Raw genomic sequence first — 19,032 nt, forward strand, 5'->3', positions numbered from 1 at the left:
TCAGCGCCCGCGCTTGCCGAAGCGCACCGCGTCCAGCAGCACGAACACCAGCGGCCACAGGCCCATGCCCAGCAGCGGTGCCCACCAGTACGACCACGGCAGGGTCGGCTCATCCACCACGATGTGGACCAGCGCGCTGACGATGCGGTCGTTGAACAGCAGGCCGCCGATGGCCAGCATCTGCTGCGACATCGGGAAGAAGCGGATGCGGGCGCGGAAGCGCTGCAGGATGAAGGCCAGCATCACCAGCCGCAGCGCCTGTTCGCCCAGCACGCCGCCGTACAGCAGGTCGGCGACCACGCCGCTGGCGAAGGCGATGCCCAGGCCGACACGCTCGGGCGCCTCGATGACCCAGTACGCCAGCACCAGCGCCAGCCAGTACGGGCGTAGCGGCTGCAGCAGCGCCGGCAACGGCAGCAGGCCCAGCAGCAGCGCCACCACCAGGCTGGCCGGCAGCACCCACGGGTTGTCTCGCAGACGGCTCATCGCTGGGCCTCCGGCGTGGTCGGTTGCCGGCCAGCGGCCGGCACTACCGTGGAGCTGGCCGGGGGAGAGCCCCCCTCTTGTTGAGGGGGGCGCGCCGACGGCGCGGGGGTAAGGGAGGATGCGGGGACAACCGGCTTCGTCGAAGACGGAGCCGGTTGCCGGCCAGCGGCCGGCACTACCCGGGCCGACCCAGCATCGGGTGGAGAGCCCCCTTGTTGTTCAAGGGGGCGCGCCGAAGGCGGGGGGGCAAGGGAGGATGCGGGGGCAGCATTCCTCGTCACAGACGAGGATTGCTGCCGGCCAGCGGCCGGCACTACCGGAGCAGCAGGATCAAGCGAGGAGGCCGGGGCCACCGTCGGCGTCGCAGACGGAGCCGGTGACCGGCCCACGGCCGGTGCAGGCGTTGCCGGGACGGGTGCCGGCGCGGTGGCGGCCGGTGTGGTTGCCGCAGGCACGGCTCCCGCCGGCGCGGCAGCGGCGCTGGCCGGGCCGCCCGGCGCGGTGGCTTCCAGTTGCAGGCGCAGTTCCGGCGGAATCCGGATCGCCGCGCCCGGGCGCAGCAACAGCACGTCGCGGCCGCGGTCGAGCTGGGCCGCCGGCTTCAGTTCGCCGACCAGGAAGGCATGGGTATCGTCCGGGCGCAGGCCGGTGATGGTGCCGACCGGGAAGCCGGCCGGGAAGCGCCCGCCGAGGCCGGAGGTGACGATCTCATCGCCCACTTCCACGCCGGCGCTGAGCGGAATGTCGCGCAGCTCCAGCTTGTCGCCGCGGCCGTAGACGATCAGGCGCACGCCGTTGCGGGCCACGGTGACCGGCACCGCGTGGTCGGGGTCGGTCAGCAGCAGCACGGTGGAGGTGCCGCCGGTGACGCTGATCACCTGCCCCATCAAGCCGCCGGCGTCGATCACCGCCTGGCCGACATGCACGCCCTCGCGGGTGCCGGCATCAAGCACCAGCCGCTGCTTCACCGGGTCCAGGTCGATGTCCAGGATCGGCGCCAGCTGCACGTCCAGGCCACTGCGCTCGGCCACGTTCAGCAGTTCGCGCAGCTGGGCGTTGTCCAGCGCGGCGGTCTGCAGGCGGGTCAGGCGCGCGTTGGCCAGCAGCAGCTGGTTGCGCAGTTCGCGGTTCTCGGTCACCAGCTGGGTGTGGCTGGCGGCGGAATCCTTGACCTGGTTGCCGAGCTTGCCGGGCAGGCCAGCCAGCGCCCATACCGGTTGCACCAGGCTGTTGGCCTGCTCGCGCAGGCGCGCCAGCCAGCCGGCCTGGTCGTCGAGCACGATCAGGGTGATGGCCAATGCGAGGTAAGCCAGCAACCTCAGGGGGCTGGCGGCATCACCGGATCGGGAGGCAACGGGAGGACCGGCGTAGGGCGGCACGGCAACGATTCAACTGGCAGAAGGCGGAAGGGAAACACGCGGGCGCCCCGCCGGTGCCGGCCCGCCATCGCGGCGGGCCGCACCCCGGAAGGGCGCGGCGGGCAGGAACGGCCGGGACGGCTTATTCCGGCGCAAAGAACTCGTTGCCGTGCATGTCCACCAGCTCCAGCGCACGGCCGCCACCGCGGGCCACGCAGGTCAGCGGATCGTCGGCCACCTGCACGTGCAGGCCGGTTTCCTCGGAGATCAGGCGGTCCAGGTCGCGCAGCAGAGCGCCACCACCGGTCAGCACGATGCCGCGCTCGGCGACGTCGGCGCACAGTTCCGGCGGGGTCTGCTCCAGCGCCAGCTTGACCGCGCTGACGATGCCCGACAGCGGCTCGTGCAGGGCTTCAAGCACCTCGTTGGAGCTGATCTTGATCATCTTCGGCACGCCCTCGGCGAGGTTGCGGCCGGAGATTTCCATCTCGATCACTTCCGCCTGCGGGTAGGCGCAGCCCAGCTCGACCTTGATGCGCTCGGCGGTGGCTTCACCGATCAGCATGCCGTGGTTGCGGCGCACGTAGTTGGTGATCGACTCGTCGAAGCGGTCGCCGCCGATGCGGACCGAGGCCGAATAGACGATGCCGTTGAGCGAGATCACCGCCACTTCGGTGGTGCCGCCGCCGATGTCGATGACCATCGAGCCACGGGCTTCGGTGACCGGCATGCCGGCGCCGATCGCGGCGGCCATCGGCTCTTCGATCAGGAACACGTCACGGGCACCGGCTTCCTCGGCCGATTCCTTGATCGCGCGGCGCTCGACCTGGGTCGAGCCGGCCGGCACGCAGACCAGCACGCGCGGGCTCGGGCGCAGCACGCGCGACTTGTGCACCTTCTTGATGAAGTGCTTGAGCATCGCCTCGGTGTAGGTGAAGTCGGCGATGACGCCGTCCTTCATCGGGCGGATGGTGGTGATGTGGCCCGGGGTACGGCCCAGCATCTGCTTGGCTTCGGCGCCCACGGCTGCCACCGAGCGGGTGCCACCGATGGCACGGTCCTGGCGCACGGCCACGACCGACGGCTCGTTCAGCACGATCCCCTGCCCGCGCACGTAGATGAGGGTGTTGGCCGTGCCCAGGTCGATGGACAGGTCGTTGGAGAACATGCCACGGAGTTTCTTGAACATCTGAGGAAGGAGTCCTGAGGGGTGTCGTGCCCGCCGCGGGATGGCGAAAAAATGGGCAGAATTCGAGGCCGACAAGCCTAGCAACCCGCCTGCCGCCGAGCAAGGAAAAAACTAGCTGAACCCGCGTCTTCACAGGCTTTCGGCCTGATCGGGTCTCACCCGGTTCTGGCCCTGAGCGGCACCAGCGGGTAACCTTTGCGCCGTCGGGCGCCCAAGGGCGCCGTTTGCTTGCCCGCTGAACCGGGCCGGCCCACCCCAAAATTCACCGCATAGGCTTACATCGATGTCCGCTCTGATCTGTGGTTCTCTTGCCTTCGACACCATCATGGTGTTCCCGGACCAGTTCAAGAATCACATCCTGCCGGACAAGGTGCACATCCTGAACGTGTCCTTCCTGGTGCCGCGCATGCGCCGCGAGTTCGGCGGCTGCGCCGGCAACATCGCCTACAACCTGCACCTGCTGGGCGGCCAGCCGATCCCGATGGGCACCGTGGGTTCGGACTTCGGCCCGTACCGCGAATACTTCGACGGCCTGGGCATCGACCTGTCGCGCGTGCGCGTGATCGATGAGCTGTTCACCCCGCAGGCGTTCATCACCACCGATCACGACAACAACCAGATCACCGCCTTCCACCCGGGCGCGATGATGCGTTCCTACGAGAACCACGTGCGTGGCGTGCCGGGCGTGACCCTGGGCCTGGTCGGCCCGGACGGCCGCGAAGGCATGATCCAGAACGCGCAGGAATTCCACGAAGACGGCATTCCGTTCATCTTCGACCCGGGCCAGGCCATGCCGCTGTTCAACGGCCCGGAGCTGCGCGCCTTCATCGAGCAGGCCGACTACGTGGTGGTCAACGACTACGAGTCGAACCTGCTGCAGGAACGCACCGGCTGGGACGAGAAGGAGATCGTCAGCCGGGTGAAGGCCTACATCACCACCCGCGGCCCGAAGGGCGCGGTCATCCACACCCCGGAAAAGAGCTACGACATCCCGCCGGCACACGAGCGCCGCGTGGTCGACCCGACCGGCTGTGGCGACGCCTTCCGCGCCGGCCTGATCTACGGCATCCAGAAGGGCTACGACTGGCTGACCATCGGCCGCATGGGCAACCTGATGGGCGCGCTGAAGGTCGAGCACCCGGGCACGCAGAACCAGCGCTTCACCTTTGATGAGTTCAACGAGCAGTTCAAACAGCAATTTGGCTACGCGCTTAGCGCGTAACCAGATTGCTCGCGCATTCCACCTTATCCCCGCGCCTTCGGCGCGCCCCCTTGAACAACAAGGGGGCTTTCCACCCGATGCGCTATCGGGAATGCTGTTGGTAGGTGTCGACCCTGGTCGACACTGTCGGCCAGCGGCCGGCACTACCCCTTCTGCTGCCAAGCGGCCAACAGGTCGCGGCAATCGGCGAAATGCCAGTCGGCACGGCCCGGCCACGGATTTTCCGGCAGGTTGACCAGCACGGTGTGCGTGCCCGCGGCGCGGCCACACTCGAGGTCGTAGGCGTGGTCACCGACCATCACCGCCTCCGACGCTGCGATGCCCCAATGCCGCAGGTGCTGCTGCAGCCCATCCGGTGAGGGCTTGGGCACGGCTTCATCGCGGCCGATGATGTCGGCATCGTCGAACAGTTCCCCAACCCCGATCGCGTCCAGCGTCAGCTTCGCCAGCGCATGATCGTTGCGGGTCAGGATGCCCAGCCGGCAACCGTCGGCTGCCAGCGCACGCAGCAGCTTCACCGCACCCGGCGCCGGCAGTGCGTCCTCGGCCAGCGCGCGTTCGTGATCCAGCAGCCACTCACGCTTGGCCTGGGCCGGTGCATCCGGCAGCGCTGCGATATGGTCGAGGATGTCTTCCTCCGCGGCAATCTGCAGCGCGCGGCGGATCGCGGCGAAATCATGCACGGCCACCGTCAGCGTGCCGTCCATGTCGAACACCCAGTGCCGGATCGCGGACAACGCGTGCACTGCGCTGCCCGTCGCGATCATCACTGCCACCACTGCGGCATGCGGCTGGCGTCGACACCGCCGGTTTCGAACACGGCCGTGCGCGTGCCGCCAGCCTTGACCGGGAACTCGATGCTGATCGACTTGCCCTTGCGCGCCAGCTTCCACAGCGCCTTCTGGTCGGTGATGAACAGGGCAATGGCTTCATCGGTCTTCGGCCGCCACGCCGCCATGGAAATCGGCTTGCCGTCGTCCACGGTCACCTTCACCGTGCACTGCGGGCAGCGGAAATCGCCGGCCTGCAGCACCAGGTAGGCATGCCGCTTCCACTCCGGATGATCGCGGAACACCAGCTGCACCGGCTTGGCGCCGCTGCCATCCACGTCCACTCGTTCCTTGCTGTAGATCTGCGCCGAAACCTGGTTGCCCTTGCTGCCTACCGGGATCTGGTTGTACTGCCACAGCGCCTGCATGCGGCGCAGGTCGCGCGCGGCATCGCCCTTGGCCTTGACCTCGTCGAAGCCTGCGGCGATGCGCTCGGCGGCGGCGGTGTCCTTGTACTGGTCCAGCAGCGAGGCGCCATGCAGGCGCGCGCGTTCCCAGTCCTGCGCGGCCACGGCCATGTCGTACTGCTTGGCCACGTCTTCGGCCTTGGCCTCCTTCTGCGCCTGCACGGCGGCCGCGGCGGCTTCCTGCGCCTTGCGCTCTTCCTCGGGGTTGCTGCAGGCGGCCAGGGCCAGGGCACAGGCGGTGAGCAGGATCAGTCGTTTCATGGCGGAGGTCCTTGGTGTTTTCGCATTCTTGTAGAGTCGAGCCATGCTCGACTGCTGTTGAAGAGCCAGTCGAGCATGGCTCGACTCTACAAAGAAAAGCGCCGGGGGATACCCGGCGCGTCTTCATACTTGGCTTCGGCCTTGGCCAGCATGTCCTGGACCGAGGCGGTGGTGATCGGGTGGTAGCCCGGCTTGGCCTTTTCGAAGGCCTGCTTGGCCAGCTCCAGACCCTTCGGCGTCTTCACCAGTTCGGCGTAGATCGGCATGATCAGCTTGCGACGACCGACGCGCTCGATGAACGCGGCTGCACCTTCATTGGCCTGCTCGTAACCGCTGCGGATCGCCAGCGGGTACCAGCGCATGGCGATCTCGCCATTCGGGGTGCCGGTGAAGTGGAACGCCTTGTCCAGCGTGGCCAGCTTGTCCAGCGGCTGGGTCGCGCCCAGGCCGTCGATGAAGCGCACCCATTCCTGCGTGCTCCAGTCGGCGATGACCTGGCTGCTCGGCACGGTGCCGGCGCTGGCAAAGGCAATGCGCGCGGTATCGACACTGCTGAAGTTGCGCGACTGCGCCTTGGCCGCGAACGCCGGAATGCCCGGCTCGTCCAGCCATGCCTTCAGTTCGGCCTCGGTCACTGCCGACGGATTCTTCGGCAGCAGGTTCTTCTTCATGTACTCGACGAACTGGTCGGTGTTCGCGCTCTGGAATGCGTGGTCATCGAACCAACCGCGCAGGAACGGATCGAAGGTCTCGCGGCCGAAGCGCTGTTCCAGGAATTCCAGGAACCACGAGCCCTTGACATAGGCCACCTGGCTGAGGGCTTCGTCGGGGTCACGCTCGTTCAGCGGCGGCAGCGCCAGCGCCTGGTCGGCCGGGCTCATGTCCTTCACTTCGGCCAGCAGGTCGGTCTGGTCGATCTGCTTCTCCATCTCGGCCATCTCCTTGCCGTACAGGGCTTCGGTGATGCGGCCCTGGACGTAGGTGGTGAAGCCTTCATTGAGCCAGATGTCCTTCCAGCTGGCGTTGGTCACCAGGTTGCCCGACCAGCTGTGCGCCAGTTCGTGTGCGACCAGCGAGACCAGCGACTTGTCACCGACGATCACGGTCGGGGTGGCGAAGGTCAGGCGCGGGTTCTCCATGCCGCCGAACGGGAACGACGGCGGCAGCACCAGCATGTCGTAGCGGCCCCAGCGGTATTCGCCGTACAGCTTCTCGGCGGCACCGATCATCTTCTCGGTGTCTTCGAATTCCTTGGCGGCCTTGTTGACCATGGTCGGCTCGGCCCAGACGCCGGAGCGGCCGGAGATCGGCTCGAACACCAGGTCACCGGCGGCGATGGCCAGCAGGTACGACGGAATCGGCTGCGGCATCTTGAAGGTGTAGTCACCGTCACGCGCGGCCTTCGGATCGTTGTCGGCGCTCATCAGCACCATCACGTCCGGGCGCGAGACCACGTGCGCGCTGTAGGTGAAGCGCACGCTCGGGGTGTCCTGCAGCGGCACCCAGGAACGGGCGTGGATCGCCTGCGACTGGCTGAACATGAAGGGCAGCTTCTTGCCCTCGGTCATCGACGGCGCCAGCCACTGCAGGCCCGAAGCGGTCGGTGCGGTGTGGTAGGTCACTTCCACCTTGGCCGGCTGTTCCGGGGCCTCGATGGTCAGCTTGCTGCCGAACACCTTGTCGACCGGGGCCAGCTCGAACTTCAGCGCGCTGCGCGCGCCATCGGCGGCGACGGCCTCGACCTTGGACACGGTCAGCTCGCGGGTGTCGAGCACCAGCTGCTTGGCATCCTTCTGCTTCCATTCCAGGGTGTAGGTGGCGGTGCCGCCGATCTGCTTCTGGTCGAAGTCCAGCTTCAGATCCAGCGCGATGTCCTTGATGACGACCTTGTCCGGCTCGGCGTACGAGCTTTCGTCGTGGCTGCGGTTCTCGGCGTTCACGGGGGCGGCGGGAGCCTTTGCGGCAGTCGGGGCGGCGGCGGGCGCGGCCGCCTCCTGGGAGCAGCCGGCGGCCAGGGCCACGGCCAGCGGAAGGAGCATCAGCGGATTACGCATGAATCGGGACCGTTACGGGGATCAGACCCCCAATGGTACCTCCCTGCGGCCCCGCAGGCGTTGCGCGGTGCGGGGTAATGGCGGGCGGGGCTGATCCTGCGCCTCCCGCACATGCCAACCAAGGTCGGCATCCACAGGTAGGTGCCAACCTTGGTTGGCACGGATGTGTCAGCGCCCGGTGCAAGCGTGTGCCAACCAAGGTTGGCACCTACCAGAACAGGTAGCGCCGGGCCATGCCCGGCGGCCCCACACGCTTTACAGCTTGTAGCCGGAGTGGATCGAAACGATGCCGCCGGTCAGGTTCTTGTAGTGGCAGCGCTCGAAACCGGCCTGCCCCATCATCGCCTTCAGTTCATCCTGCGGTGGGTGCTTGCGGATGCTCTCGGCCAGGTACTGGTAGCTGTCCGAATCGTTGGCGAACAGCTTGCCCAGCTTGGGCAGGATCCTGAACGAGTGGAAGTCGTAGATCGGCTTGAACCAGTCCGCGGTGACTTCGGAGAACTCCAGCACGCGGGCCTGGCCGCCCACCTTCAGCACGCGGTACATCTCGCGCAGGCCAGCGTCCTTGTCGGTCACGTTGCGCAGGCCAAAGGCAATCGTGACCAGGTCGAAGCTGTTGTCCGGGAACGGCAGGGCTTCGGCGTTGCACTGCACGTAGTCCAGGCCGAGCACCAGGCCGCGGTTGGTCAGGCGGTCACGGCCGACCGACAGCATGCCGGCGTTGATGTCGCCCAGCACCACCGAGCCCTCGGCGCCGACGCGCTCCTTCAGCAGGGCGGCGATGTCGCCGGTGCCGCCGGCCAGGTCGAGCACGCGGTCGCCCGGCTTCACCTGCGCGGTCGCCACGTAGTAGCGCTTCCACGCCCGGTGCACGCCCAGGCTCATCAGGTCGTTCATCAGGTCGTAGTTACGCGCGACCGAGGTGAACACCTGGCCGACCAGCTTCTGCTTGTCCTTGGCGGCGACGTCGCGGAACCCGAAATGGGTGGTACCGGCTTTGTAGGGGGATTCGCTCATGGCCCCGATTATCGCACCGCCGGGGGCCAGCGGCACCCCCTGCCCGTATCATGGCGGGCCACGACTTACCGGAGCCCCCGCATGATCACCACGCCCGACTACCAGGCCCTGCTGCAAACCGCCATCGCCGAAGCCCGCCAGGGCCTGGCCGAAGGCGGCGTACCGATCGGCGCGGCGCTGTACCACAACGACGGCCGCCTGCTCGGCTGTGGCCACAACCGCCGCGTGCAGGAAGGCGACCCCTCCGTGCATGGCGAGACCGACGCCTTCCGCAAGGCCGGCCGCCAGCGCCGCTATCAGGACACCATCATGGTCACCACCCTGGCCCCGTGCTGGTACTGCTCGGGCCTGGTCCGCCAGTTCAACATCGGCACCGTGGTGGTGGGCGAATCGCGCACCTTCCAGGGCGGCATCGACTGGCTGCGCGAGAACGGCGTCAACGTGATCGACCTCGACAACCAGGAATGCGTCGACCTGCTCGGCGACTTCATCAGCCGCCATCCGGACATCTGGAACGAAGACATCGGTGAATGAGCACCACGCAGCGTACTGTTGAACCCGCTTAATGAACGCTTCAGTGCCGGCACACCCTTGTCCCGGCAGCGTTTGCGGCCATTGCCGTGAACCCGTGCACAGTCAGCTGCCAGGCCTGCATACACAGCGGTAACACCCCACCCGGGCAACGCGCCTAGGGTGGGGTTACCGGGGCCTTCTCCCCCCGGCGGAGCCAGCCATGTGCGCGCACGCCGTTCGCCCTACGCCCGACCCGGTTCTCGATGCCATCCGCGAACGCCTGCAGCAGCAGTACGCGCTGCACCAGCGCGGCGCGCTGTTCTGGACCGCCTACCAGGGCCTGCAGCTGGAACTGGTGCGTGGCCATCCGCTCGACCATGAGCGCCTCTGTGCAACGCGATGGCCGACATCGCCGAAGACCTCGGTGCGGTCGAGCACGCGCAATTGATAGGCAATCGCAACGCCGGCTCCACGCCGCGCTGACACGGCTTGCACCGGCGCATACGCCACACTGCGATGAACCCCCACTCCCATCCACTTCAACCGATTGGATCGACATGCACGCCGAAGTCCCCACCATTCCCCCGGTCATCAACGTTGACGCCGAACTTGACCACTGGCGCCGCCAGCATGCCGACGGCGCACTGCCGCACAACTCGTTCGGCTCGTACGTGCCATGGATCAAGTTTGCCTGCGATTCGCTGATCACCCAGCCGCGCGCCAGCAATGCGCAGCGCGACGAGATGTTCCAGACCCAGTACGCACTGCAGATCATGCCGCGCCTGAGCGAAGCCCAGGCCCGCGAATTCGTCGACCGTTGCTGGCAGCACGTCTACCAGACCAGCCCGGTGCGCCTGCAGGACGCGCCGCGCCTGCGCGCCTGAGCTGCCTCGCGACGGCTGCACGGCCCCTGCACGAGCCACTGCCGATCATCCTCGTCACCTGAGTGGGACGACGACGATGAAAGCACGCAATCTGTTCAATACGATCGCCAAGAAGGCCGCGGCCGCCACCGGTTCGCCGTGGACCTTCCTGGCTGCGGTAGCGATCGTGGTGATCTGGGGCATCAGCGGTCCGGTGTTCGGTTTCAACGACACCTGGCAGCTGGTGATCAACACCGGTACCACCATCATCACCTTCCTGATGGTGTTCCTGATCCAGCACACGCAGAACGCGGATACCGCCGCGATGCAGATCAAGCTCGACGAGCTGATCCGTGCCACCGCAGAGGCCAACAACGAACTGTTGGATCTGGAAGAACTGGACGAAGAGCGGCTGGAAGAGATCCGCCGCGAGTACGAGCAGATGGCCCGCGAAGCCGGCGACGCGCTGGCGCGGGTGCGCGCCTGCCATGTGGCGCGGCGCGACGATGAGGCGGTGTAGCTGGCCCTGGAATGACACTGCCGGCCAGCGGCCGGCACTACCATCGATCATCCGGGTAGAGCCGGCCGCTGGCCGGCTTCTCTCAGCTGCGCTCGTGCCAGCCGCCACCCAGCACCTTGTACAGGGTGATGCGGTTGGCCTGCTGCGCCAGCTGCGCCTGCAGCTGGGTCTGCTGCGCGTTGTAGGCGGTACGCCGCGCATCAAGCAGGGTCACGAAGCTGTCCAGGCCAGCGTCGTAGCGTGCCTGCGACAGGCGGTTGGCCTGTTCGGCCGCTTCCACCAGGCGCTGCTGTGAACTCACCTGCTCATCCAGGCTGACATTCAATGCCAGCGCATCGGCCGTTTCGCGGAAGCCCACCTGGATCGACTTCTCGTACTGCGCCAGCGCGATGTCACGGTCCGCATTGGCGATGGCCAGGTTGGCGCGCAGCTTGCCACCCTGGAAGATCGGCAGGGTGATCTTCGGCAGGAAGCTCCACACGCGGGTGCCGCTGTCGAACAGGTTGGACAGTTCGCTCGAGCCGCTGCCGATGCTGCCGGTCAGCGAGATGCTCGGGAAGAACGCCGCACGTGCCGCGCCGATGTTGGCATTGGCGGCCAGCAGCTGGTGTTCGGCAGCCATGATGTCCGGGCGCTGCAGCAGCACGTCGCTGGGCAGGCCGGCCGGCGGCGGTGCCAGCGCCAGCAGCTGCGGTTCGATGCTGTCCGGCAGCAGCGTCGGATCCAGCTGGCCACCGGCCAGCAGCGCCAGTGCGTTGCGGTCCTGCGCCAGCTGCCCGCGCAGGCGCGCGGCATCGGTGCGCGCGGTCTCGACCAGGGTACGGGTCTGGGTCAGTTCCAGCGCCGAACTGCCACCACGCTCGTGGCGGGCTTCGGCCAGGCGCAGCGAGTCCTCGTAGGTCTTCAGCGTGGCGTCGGCGATCTTCAGCCGCTGCGCATCGGCGCCATAGGTCAGCCACGCCGTCGCGGTCTCGGCCACCAGGCTCAGCTGCGCGTTGCGGCGGTTGGCGGCCACGGCGAAGTACTGCTGCAGCGCCGCTTCACTGAGATTGCGCACGCGGCCGAACAGGTCCAGCTCGAACTCGGCCACGCCGACACCGGCGGTGAACTGCTCGGTGACACCGGCGTCGGTGCCCTGGCGCTGCATCTGGCCGGTGACGGCCACGCCGGGCACGCGGTCGGCGCGCTGCACGCGGTACTGGCCGCGCGCGCGTTCAACATTGAGCACGGCCACGCGCAGGTCGCGGTTGTTCTGCAGCGACTGGTCGATCACCTGCTGCAGGCGCGCATCGGTGAAGAAATCGCGCCAGCCGACGGCGGCGACATCGGCCACCTGGCCCTGCGTGGCCTCGGCCGGCCACTGCGCCGGAATGGCCGGAGCGACGGCGGTGTCCTTCGGTGCCAGGGTGGAGCAGCCGCCCAGCGCGAGCGCGGCGGCGATGGAAAGGAACAGGGATGCACTTTTCATGGGAATGACTTCCATCGGTACTGCCGGATGGCAGGAGGTCGTGCCGGCCAGCGGCCGGCACGACCGTTTCGCTTACGTCGAGGATTTGCGCTTGAACAGGCGCTGCACCACCACGAAGAACAGCGGTACGAAGAACACGCCGAGCACGGTGCCGACGATCATTCCGCCGAGCACGCCGGTGCCGATCGCCTGCTTGGCGCCGGAGCCGGCACCGGTGGAGATCGCCAGCGGTACCACGCCCATGCCGAAGGCCAGCGAGGTCATCACGATCGGGCGCAGGCGGTCGCGCACGGCATGCATGATCGACTCGATCAGGCTGGCGCCCTTCTCCAGGTTTTCCTTGGCGAACTCGACGATCAGGATCGCGTTCTTGCTGGTCAGGCCCACCGTGGTCAGCATCGCCACCTGGAAGTAGATGTCGCGCTCCAGGCCCTTGAAGGTGTTGGCCAGCACCGCGCCGAGGATACCCAGCGGGGCCGCCAGCAGCACCGCGGTCGGCACGCTCCAGCTTTCGTACATCGCGGCCAGGCACAGGAACACGATCATCAGCGACAGCGTGTACAGCAGCGGCGTCTGCGAGCCGGCCTGGCGCTCCTGGTAGGACATCGCCGTCCACTCGATGCCGAAGCCCTGCGGCAGCTGCTTGGCCAGCTGTTCGATCTCGGCCATGGCATCACCGGAGGCCACGCCCGGGGCCGGTTCGCCCTGGATTTCCATCGCCGACACGCCGTTGTAGCGTTCCAGGCGCGGCGAGCCGTAGTCCCAGTGCTTGGTGGCAAACGCACTGAACGGCACCATCTCGCCCTTGTCGTTCTTCACGGACCAGAGATCAAAGTCCTCCGGCACCATGCGGAACGCCTGGTCGGCCTGCACGAACACACGCTTGACGCGGCCGCGATCGACGAAGTCATCGATGTACGAGCTGCCCCACGCGGCGGCCAGCGTGCCGTTGATCTGGTCGATCGACAGCCCCAGCGAGGTCGCCTTGGCCGCGTCGATATCGATGCGGAACTGCGGCGTGTCTTCCTGGCCGTTCGGGCGCACGTTGGCCAGCTTCTTGCTGCCGGCGGCGAGGCCCAGCAGCTGGTTGCGCGCGGCGACGAGTGCCTCGTGGCCCTGGCCGCTGTTGTCCTTCAGGAAGAAGGTGTAGCCCGAAGCGGTACCCAGTTCCGGAATGGCCGGCGGCGGGAAGGCGAAGATGAAGGCATCCTTGATCTGTCCCAGTGCCGCCATGGCACGACCGGTGATCGGCATCACGCCGTTGTTGGCGTCACGCTCGCTCCAGTCCTTCAGCTTGACGAAGGCCATGCCGGCGTTCTGGCCCATGCCGGCGAAGCTGAAACCCTGCACCGAGAACACCGAGTCCACCGCATCCTTCTCGTTCTGCAGGAAGTGGTTTTCCAGTGCCGCGATCGATTCCAGCGTACGTTCCTGAGTGGCGCCGACCGGGGCCTGCACCAGCGCCATCAGTACGCCCTGGTCTTCGTTGGGCAGGAACGAGCTGGGCAGGCGCACGAACAGCACGCCCATCAGCACGAACAGTGCCGCCACGATGCCCATGAAGCGCCACGGACGGTGGATGATGCCGCGCACGCCGCGCTGGTAGCTTTCACTGGTACGGTCAAAGCCGCGGTTGAAACCATTGAAGAAACGACCGGACCAGCCCTTGTGTGCGACGTGGTGCTCACCCTTCTTCAGCGGCTTGAGCATGGTCGCGCACAGCGCCGGGGTCAGCACGATCGCCACCAGCACCGACAAGGCCATCGCAGAAACAATCGTGGCCGAGAACTGGCGATAGATCACGCCGGTGGAGCCGCTCATGAAGGCCATCGGCACGAACACCGCCGACAGCACCAGGCCGATACCCACCAGTGCGCCGGTGATCTGGCCCATCGACTTGCGGGTCGCTTCGAGCGGCGACAGCCCTTCCTCGGACATGATGCGCTCGACGTTCTCCACCACCACGATGGCATCGTCCACCAGCAGGCCGATCGCCAGCACCATCGCGAACATGGTCAGCATGTTCACCGAGAAGCCCAGCATCGCCAGCACGCCGAAGGTACCCAGCAGCACCACCGGCACGGCGATGGTCGGGATCAGGGTGGCGCGGAAGTTCTGCAGGAACAGGTACATCACCACGAACACCAGCACGATCGCTTCGATCAGGGTCTGCACCACGCCCTTGATCGACACGCGCACGAACGGGGTGGTGTCGTACGGGATCTCGGCCTTCAGGCCGGCCGGGAAGAAGCTCTTCATGTCCTGCAGCGCGGCATCCACGCCGGCTGCGGTATCCAGCGCGTTGGCGCCGGTGGCCAGGGTGACCGCCAGGCCGCTGGCCGGCTGGCCGTTGTAGCGGGTGACGAAGTCATAGGACTCGGCACCCAGCTCGACGCGGGCGACATCGCCCAGGCGCAGTTCGGCACCGTCCTGCGCACCGCGCACGATGATGTTGCGGAACTGTTCCGGGGTCTGCAGGCGCGACTGCGCGTTGATCGTGGCGTTGAGCTGCTGGCCCTTCACCGACGGCGCACCGCCGAGCTGGCCGATGGCCACCTGGGCGTTCTGCGCCTTGATCGCGGCGGTCACTTCCGGCACCGACAGGCCATAGGTGTGCAGCTTGTTCGGGTCCAGCCAGATGCGCATGGCGTACTTGCCACCGAACACCTGGATGTTGCCCACGCCCGGCACACGGCTGAGACGGTCGACGACATTGGAACCGACGTAGTCGGCGATGTCGTTGGCATCCATGCTGCCGTTCTCGGACACGAACGCGATGACGTTCAGGAAGCCCGAGCTGGACTTGGCCACGTTGATGCCCTGCCGCTGCACTTCCTGCGGCAGCAGCGGCATGGCCAGCTGCAGCTTGTTCTGCACCTGCACCTGGGCGATGTCCGGGTTGGTGCCGCTCTCGAAGGTCAGGGTGATGGTGGCCTGGCCGTTGGACGAGCTGTTGGAGGAGAAGTAGATCAGGCCATCAAGGCCCTTCATGTTCTGCTCGATGATCTGCGTCACCGAGTCCTCGACCACCTTGGCCGATGCACCCGGATAGGTGGCGCTGATTTCCACCGCCGGCGGTGCGACGTTGGGATACATCGAGACCGGCAGCTTGAACAGGGCCAGGCCGCCGGCGAGCATGATGATGATGGCGATCACCCACGCGAAGATGGGTCGATCGATGAAAAAGCGTGCCATGGGGTTCTCCGCTTACTTCGCGTCGCCGGCCGGGGCGGCAGGCTGGGCGGCCGCTGCCGGCTTGGCCGGAGCAGCGCCCTTCTCGGTGGCCTTGACCGGCATGCCGGGGCCGATCTTCTGCAGGCCTTCGACGATGACCTTGTCACCAGCCTTCAGACCGTCCTCGACCAGCCATTTGTCGCCGACCGTGCGGCTGACCTTGACCGGGCGCACTTCGACCTTGTTGTCCTTGTCGACCACCATCGCCGTGGTGTCGCCCTTCGGATCGCGGGCGATGCCCTGCATCGGCACCAGCACCGCGTCGCTGCGCACGCCGCCGCCGATCACCGCACGCACGTACATGCCCGGCATCAGCAGGCCGTCCGGGTTGTCCACCTTCACGCGCAGGCCGAAGCTGCCGGTGGTCGGATCGACGCTGACTTCGGAGAACTCCAGCGTGCCCTTGTGCTCGAAGGTGCTGCCGTCTTCCATCAGGATGCTGACCGGCAGGGTCTGGTTGTCCTGCAGGCGGCCGGCGGCCAGTTCGCGGCGCAGCTGCAGCAGCTCGGCCGAGGACTGGGTCAGGTCGACATAGATCGGGTCCAGCTGCTGCACGGTGGCCAGTGCGTTGGCCTGGCCGGCGCTGACCAGCGCACCCTGGGTGACGCTGGACTTGCCGATGCGGCCGCTGATCGGCGCGGTGATGCGGGCGTAGCCCAGGGTGACGTTGGCCGCATCCAGCGAAGCCTTGGCGGCCCCGACGTCAGCCTCGGCCTGCTTCTGCGCGGCCACGGCGTTTTCCAGGTCCTGCTGGCTGACCGCATCGACCTTGGCCAGCTCGGTGATGCGCTTGGCACTCAGGCGGGCGGCATTGGCGGTGGCTTCGGCGCGGGCCAGCTGGGCGCGGGCGTTGTTGGCCTGGGCCCGGTAGCTGGCGTCGTCGAGCTGGTACAGCGCCTCGCCGGCCTTGACCATGCCGCCCTCGGTGAACAGGCGCTTGGCGACGATGCCGTTGACCTGCGGGCGCACTTCGGCGACCAGGAAGGCATTGGTACGGCCCGGCAGCTCGCGGGTCAGGCCCACGGTCTCGGACTTCAGCGTGACCACGGTGACGTCACCCGGGCCCTGTTCGGGGGCCTGGGGTTGGCCGCCGCAGGCAGCCACGGTCGCGGCGATTGCCAGCGACAGTGCAAAGGGTCGGATTCGGCTCAGCAACATGACGGAAAGGCTCTTGGAGGAAGGAATCTCAGAGGAGGCTGATACCGCTGGACTTCCCCTTGTTCCGGTGAAAGCCCCGCAGATCGCGCCCACCCGGGTGGAGTGGGAGCCGGACCGGCCTGCCACGCACACGACGGGAATGATGGGTGCGAAATATACATACATGCTTGTTTGTTTGTAAACCGGTACAATTCAGCCACGTTTCACCCGCACTCGTACCCACACCCATGGCCCGCAAGACCAAAGAGGACACCCAGGCAACCCGGGAAGGCATCCTTGACGCCGCCGAAGCCTGCTTCCATGAACACGGCGTGGCCCGTACCACGCTGGAGATGATCGGTGCCCGCGCCGGCTACACCCGTGGCGCGGTCTACTGGCACTTCAAGAACAAGAGCGAGGTGCTGGCCGCGATCGTCGAGCGCGTGCACCTGCCCTTCATGCAGGAACTGGAGCGCACCTCCACCGACCAGCGCGACACCCCGGTGCACGACCTGCGCGCGGTAATGATCCACTCGTTCATCGAGCTGTCCGAGGACGAGCGCCTGCGCAAGACCATGGAAATCATGCTGCGCAGCGATGCGTCGGCTGACACCAAGGTGCTGACCGAGATGCAGCAGGCCGGATTCCGCGATGCGCTGGACCGGATGGAGCGCGCCCTGCGCCGCGCCCGCGATCTGGGCCAGCTGCGCGAAGGCGCCGACCCCAAGATCGCCGCACGCATGCTGCACGCCACCGTGCTGGGCGTGCTGCACGGGGCAATGGTCGAACCGGAACTGATGGACCTCAAGCGCGACGGCATGCTCGCACTGGACATGACCCTGGCCGCCTACGTGAAGGACGGTGTGTTCGTTCCCGGAACGGTGCCCGAGCCGTTGCCGGAAGCATGAGCGGCGTTGCTGCCGCCATCGCGGCACTGCACGATCTCTACCTGCCCGCAGGGCTGCAGTTGACCGGACCGATCGTGGCGGAAGCGGAAAGCGCAGAGTACGGTGCCTGCCGCTTTGCCCTTGAGGGTCACAGCATCGTGTTCCGCGTCGCGAAGATCACCCCCACCAAGACCGGCCAGTTCGTAACCCTGTGGAAGCGCCCCGCCCCCGGTTCTGATATCGCTCCATTGGATGCAGCCGATGCTGTGCACTTCGTGGTGATCGCGATCTTCGACGGAACACAGCGCGGGCAGTTCATCTTCAGTCGTGACCTGCTGATCGAGCGCGGCGTGATGTCGCGCGATGGCGAGGGCGGAAAGCGCGCCCTCCGTGTCTATCCGCCGTGGAGCACGCCGACCGCAAAGGACGCGATCCGGACCCGGCAGTGGCAGCTTCGTTGCTTCCTGCCCACCGGTGCTGATGTCTCCGCCTCCGCCGGTGATCGATTACGCTCACTGTTGGGTTGAACCCGGCGGACCTTCCCTTTTCTGGACGCATCGTGATGATCCTGGACAACGTGGTATGGGGCTTCATCGGCTGCGGCAGCGTCACCGAGAAGAAGAGCGGCCCCGCCCTGGCCAGCATACCCGGCTCGCGGGTGGCAGCGGTCATGCGCCGCAATGCCGCATTGGCCGAGGATTATGCGCGGCGCCATGCGATTCCCCGCTGGTACGCGGACGCCGATGCACTCATCGCCGATCCGGAGGTGAACGCGGTGTACGTCGCAACACCGCCCTCCACGCACATGCAGTACGCATTGCAGGCGATTGCCGCGAGCAAGCCGGTCTATATCGAAAAGCCGATGGCCATGGACCACGGCGAGTGCCAGCGCATCGTTGAAGCCAGCGCCCGCAGCGGCGTACCGGTATTCGTGGCCTACTACCGCCGCGCCCTGCCCCGCTTCGCACAGGTGAAGCAGTTGCTGGACAGCGGCGCGATCGGCACGCCGCGCAGCGTGCGCGCGACCCTGCATCGGCCGCATTCGGCGAATGCCGCATCGCCTGACTTCTGGCGGACCAATCCGGCGATCGCCGGCGGCGGCCTGTTCGTCGACCTGGGCTCGCACACCCTGGACCTGCTGGATCATCTGCTGGGGCCGCTGAGCGATGTGCGTGGCCTGGCCAGTTCGTTGACCGGCGCCTACGCCGCCGAGGACAGCGTCTCGATGTGCTTCCGCACCGGGACGGGTGCTCACGGCATCGCGCAATGGAGCTTCTGCGCGTTCCGCCGCCAGGATGAGATCGAGATCACCGGCGACCGTGGGCAGCTGCGCTTTGCCACCTTCGAGGACGTTCCGATGGAGCTGGAAACCGAAGCCGGCGTGCAGACGTTCGACATCCCCAACCCGCCGTCGATCCAGCAACCGTTGATTGCCTCCCTCGTGGACGAACTGCGCGGCAACGGGCGCTCGCCCTCGAACGGCATCAGCGCCGCCCGCACCAGTGCGGTGATCGACCAGGTGCTGCAGGCCTACCGCGCGCGGCAATCACGCTGACCGCACAGGAAAAAGGCCGCCTTGCGGCGGC

The 19,032-nt window shown here is 67.0% G+C and carries 17 protein-coding genes and 1 pseudogene; 8 read left to right on the forward strand and 10 right to left on the reverse strand.

Going from position 1 to position 19,032, the window contains the following annotated elements; genetic code table 11:
- From mreD to DFO63_RS08980, 3 genes are all read right to left on the reverse strand, one after another.
- Entirely contained in the window at positions 1–486 is a 486-nt protein-coding gene (gene mreD, locus DFO63_RS08970; protein WP_005419400.1) for a rod shape-determining protein MreD, read from the reverse strand.
- Positions 483–1,865 carry a rod shape-determining protein MreC gene (mreC, locus tag DFO63_RS08975; protein WP_119006791.1) on the reverse strand — a complete coding sequence of 461 codons (1,383 nt, stop codon included), beginning with the start codon at positions 1,863–1,865 and terminating at the stop codon, positions 483–485. Before mreC ends, mreD begins: the two co-directional genes overlap by 4 nt.
- A gap of 121 nt (positions 1,866–1,986) precedes the next feature.
- Positions 1,987–3,033: a rod shape-determining protein gene (locus DFO63_RS08980; RefSeq protein WP_005419402.1), complete on the reverse strand. Its 1,047-nt coding sequence runs from the start codon at positions 3,031–3,033 to the stop codon at positions 1,987–1,989.
- Positions 3,034–3,316: 283 nt separating this feature from the next.
- Between DFO63_RS08980 and DFO63_RS08985 the strand changes: the two genes are divergently transcribed.
- The gene (locus tag DFO63_RS08985) at positions 3,317–4,255 is read left to right on the forward strand and encodes a carbohydrate kinase family protein (protein WP_049443686.1); all 939 of its coding nucleotides are present in this window, start codon (positions 3,317–3,319) and stop codon (positions 4,253–4,255) included.
- Positions 4,256–4,398: 143 nt separating this feature from the next.
- Here the strand turns inward: DFO63_RS08985 and DFO63_RS08990 are convergent, their stop codons facing one another.
- The 4 genes from DFO63_RS08990 to ubiE form a co-directional block, all read right to left on the reverse strand.
- Complete coding sequence (locus DFO63_RS08990; RefSeq protein ID WP_049443688.1) at positions 4,399–5,022, reverse strand: HAD family hydrolase; 624 nt, start codon at positions 5,020–5,022, stop codon at positions 4,399–4,401.
- Entirely contained in the window at positions 5,022–5,753 is a 732-nt protein-coding gene (locus DFO63_RS08995) for a hypothetical protein (protein ID WP_049443690.1), read from the reverse strand. The genes DFO63_RS08990 and DFO63_RS08995 overlap by 1 nt, the downstream gene beginning before the upstream one ends.
- Before the next feature lie 86 nt (positions 5,754–5,839).
- Entirely contained in the window at positions 5,840–7,807 is a 1,968-nt protein-coding gene (locus DFO63_RS09000; RefSeq protein ID WP_119006792.1) for a M1 family metallopeptidase, read from the reverse strand.
- A gap of 255 nt (positions 7,808–8,062) precedes the next feature.
- On the reverse strand, positions 8,063–8,824 hold the full coding sequence (gene ubiE / locus DFO63_RS09005) for a bifunctional demethylmenaquinone methyltransferase/2-methoxy-6-polyprenyl-1,4-benzoquinol methylase UbiE (protein WP_006471026.1): 762 nt from the start codon (positions 8,822–8,824) through the stop codon (positions 8,063–8,065).
- A gap of 81 nt (positions 8,825–8,905) precedes the next feature.
- Here ubiE and DFO63_RS09010 point away from each other — a divergent pair, with 81 nt between their 5' ends.
- The 4 genes and pseudogenes from DFO63_RS09010 (at position 8,906) to DFO63_RS09025 (ending at position 10,720) form a co-directional block, all read left to right on the forward strand.
- Entirely contained in the window at positions 8,906–9,358 is a 453-nt protein-coding gene (locus DFO63_RS09010) for a nucleoside deaminase (protein ID WP_005419409.1), read from the forward strand.
- 199 nt (positions 9,359–9,557) lie between these two features.
- Positions 9,558–9,820, forward strand: a pseudogene (locus DFO63_RS09015) (hypothetical protein).
- Positions 9,821–9,894: 74 nt separating this feature from the next.
- Complete coding sequence (locus DFO63_RS09020; protein ID WP_014038526.1) at positions 9,895–10,221, forward strand: hypothetical protein; 327 nt, start codon at positions 9,895–9,897, stop codon at positions 10,219–10,221.
- A gap of 76 nt (positions 10,222–10,297) precedes the next feature.
- Complete coding sequence (locus DFO63_RS09025; RefSeq protein WP_014038527.1) at positions 10,298–10,720, forward strand: low affinity iron permease family protein; 423 nt, start codon at positions 10,298–10,300, stop codon at positions 10,718–10,720.
- Positions 10,721–10,802: 82 nt separating this feature from the next.
- On the opposite strand, the gene smeF is transcribed toward DFO63_RS09025, so the two are convergent.
- Genes smeF through smeD form a run of 3 tightly spaced genes read right to left on the reverse strand, consistent with a single transcriptional unit; the run spans position 10,803 to position 16,580 of the window.
- On the reverse strand, positions 10,803–12,203 hold the full coding sequence (smeF, locus tag DFO63_RS09030; RefSeq protein WP_119006793.1) for a multidrug efflux RND transporter outer membrane subunit SmeF: 1,401 nt from the start codon (positions 12,201–12,203) through the stop codon (positions 10,803–10,805).
- Positions 12,204–12,260: 57 nt separating this feature from the next.
- Positions 12,261–15,383: a multidrug efflux RND transporter permease subunit SmeE gene (gene smeE, locus DFO63_RS09035; RefSeq protein ID WP_049443696.1), complete on the reverse strand. Its 3,123-nt coding sequence runs from the start codon at positions 15,381–15,383 to the stop codon at positions 12,261–12,263.
- Between the two features lie 12 nt (positions 15,384–15,395).
- On the reverse strand, positions 15,396–16,580 hold the full coding sequence (gene smeD / locus DFO63_RS09040; protein ID WP_049443698.1) for a multidrug efflux RND transporter periplasmic adaptor subunit SmeD: 1,185 nt from the start codon (positions 16,578–16,580) through the stop codon (positions 15,396–15,398).
- Between the two features lie 227 nt (positions 16,581–16,807).
- On the opposite strand from smeD, the gene smeT reads away from it, so the two are divergent.
- The 3 genes from smeT to DFO63_RS09055 are packed head-to-tail and all read left to right on the forward strand — an operon-like array spanning position 16,808 to position 19,001.
- Complete coding sequence (gene smeT / locus DFO63_RS09045) at positions 16,808–17,467, forward strand: efflux transporter SmeDEF transcriptional repressor SmeT (RefSeq protein ID WP_005419430.1); 660 nt, start codon at positions 16,808–16,810, stop codon at positions 17,465–17,467.
- Positions 17,464–17,973: a MepB family protein gene (locus DFO63_RS09050; RefSeq protein WP_049443701.1), complete on the forward strand. Its 510-nt coding sequence runs from the start codon at positions 17,464–17,466 to the stop codon at positions 17,971–17,973. The genes smeT and DFO63_RS09050 overlap by 4 nt, the downstream gene beginning before the upstream one ends.
- Before the next feature lie 35 nt (positions 17,974–18,008).
- Entirely contained in the window at positions 18,009–19,001 is a 993-nt protein-coding gene (locus DFO63_RS09055) for a Gfo/Idh/MocA family oxidoreductase (RefSeq protein WP_049443703.1), read from the forward strand.
- Positions 19,002–19,032: the final 31 nt, after the last annotated feature.

Source organism: Stenotrophomonas sp. AG209 (assembly GCF_003550055.1).
GTDB lineage: Bacteria > Pseudomonadota > Gammaproteobacteria > Xanthomonadales > Xanthomonadaceae > Stenotrophomonas.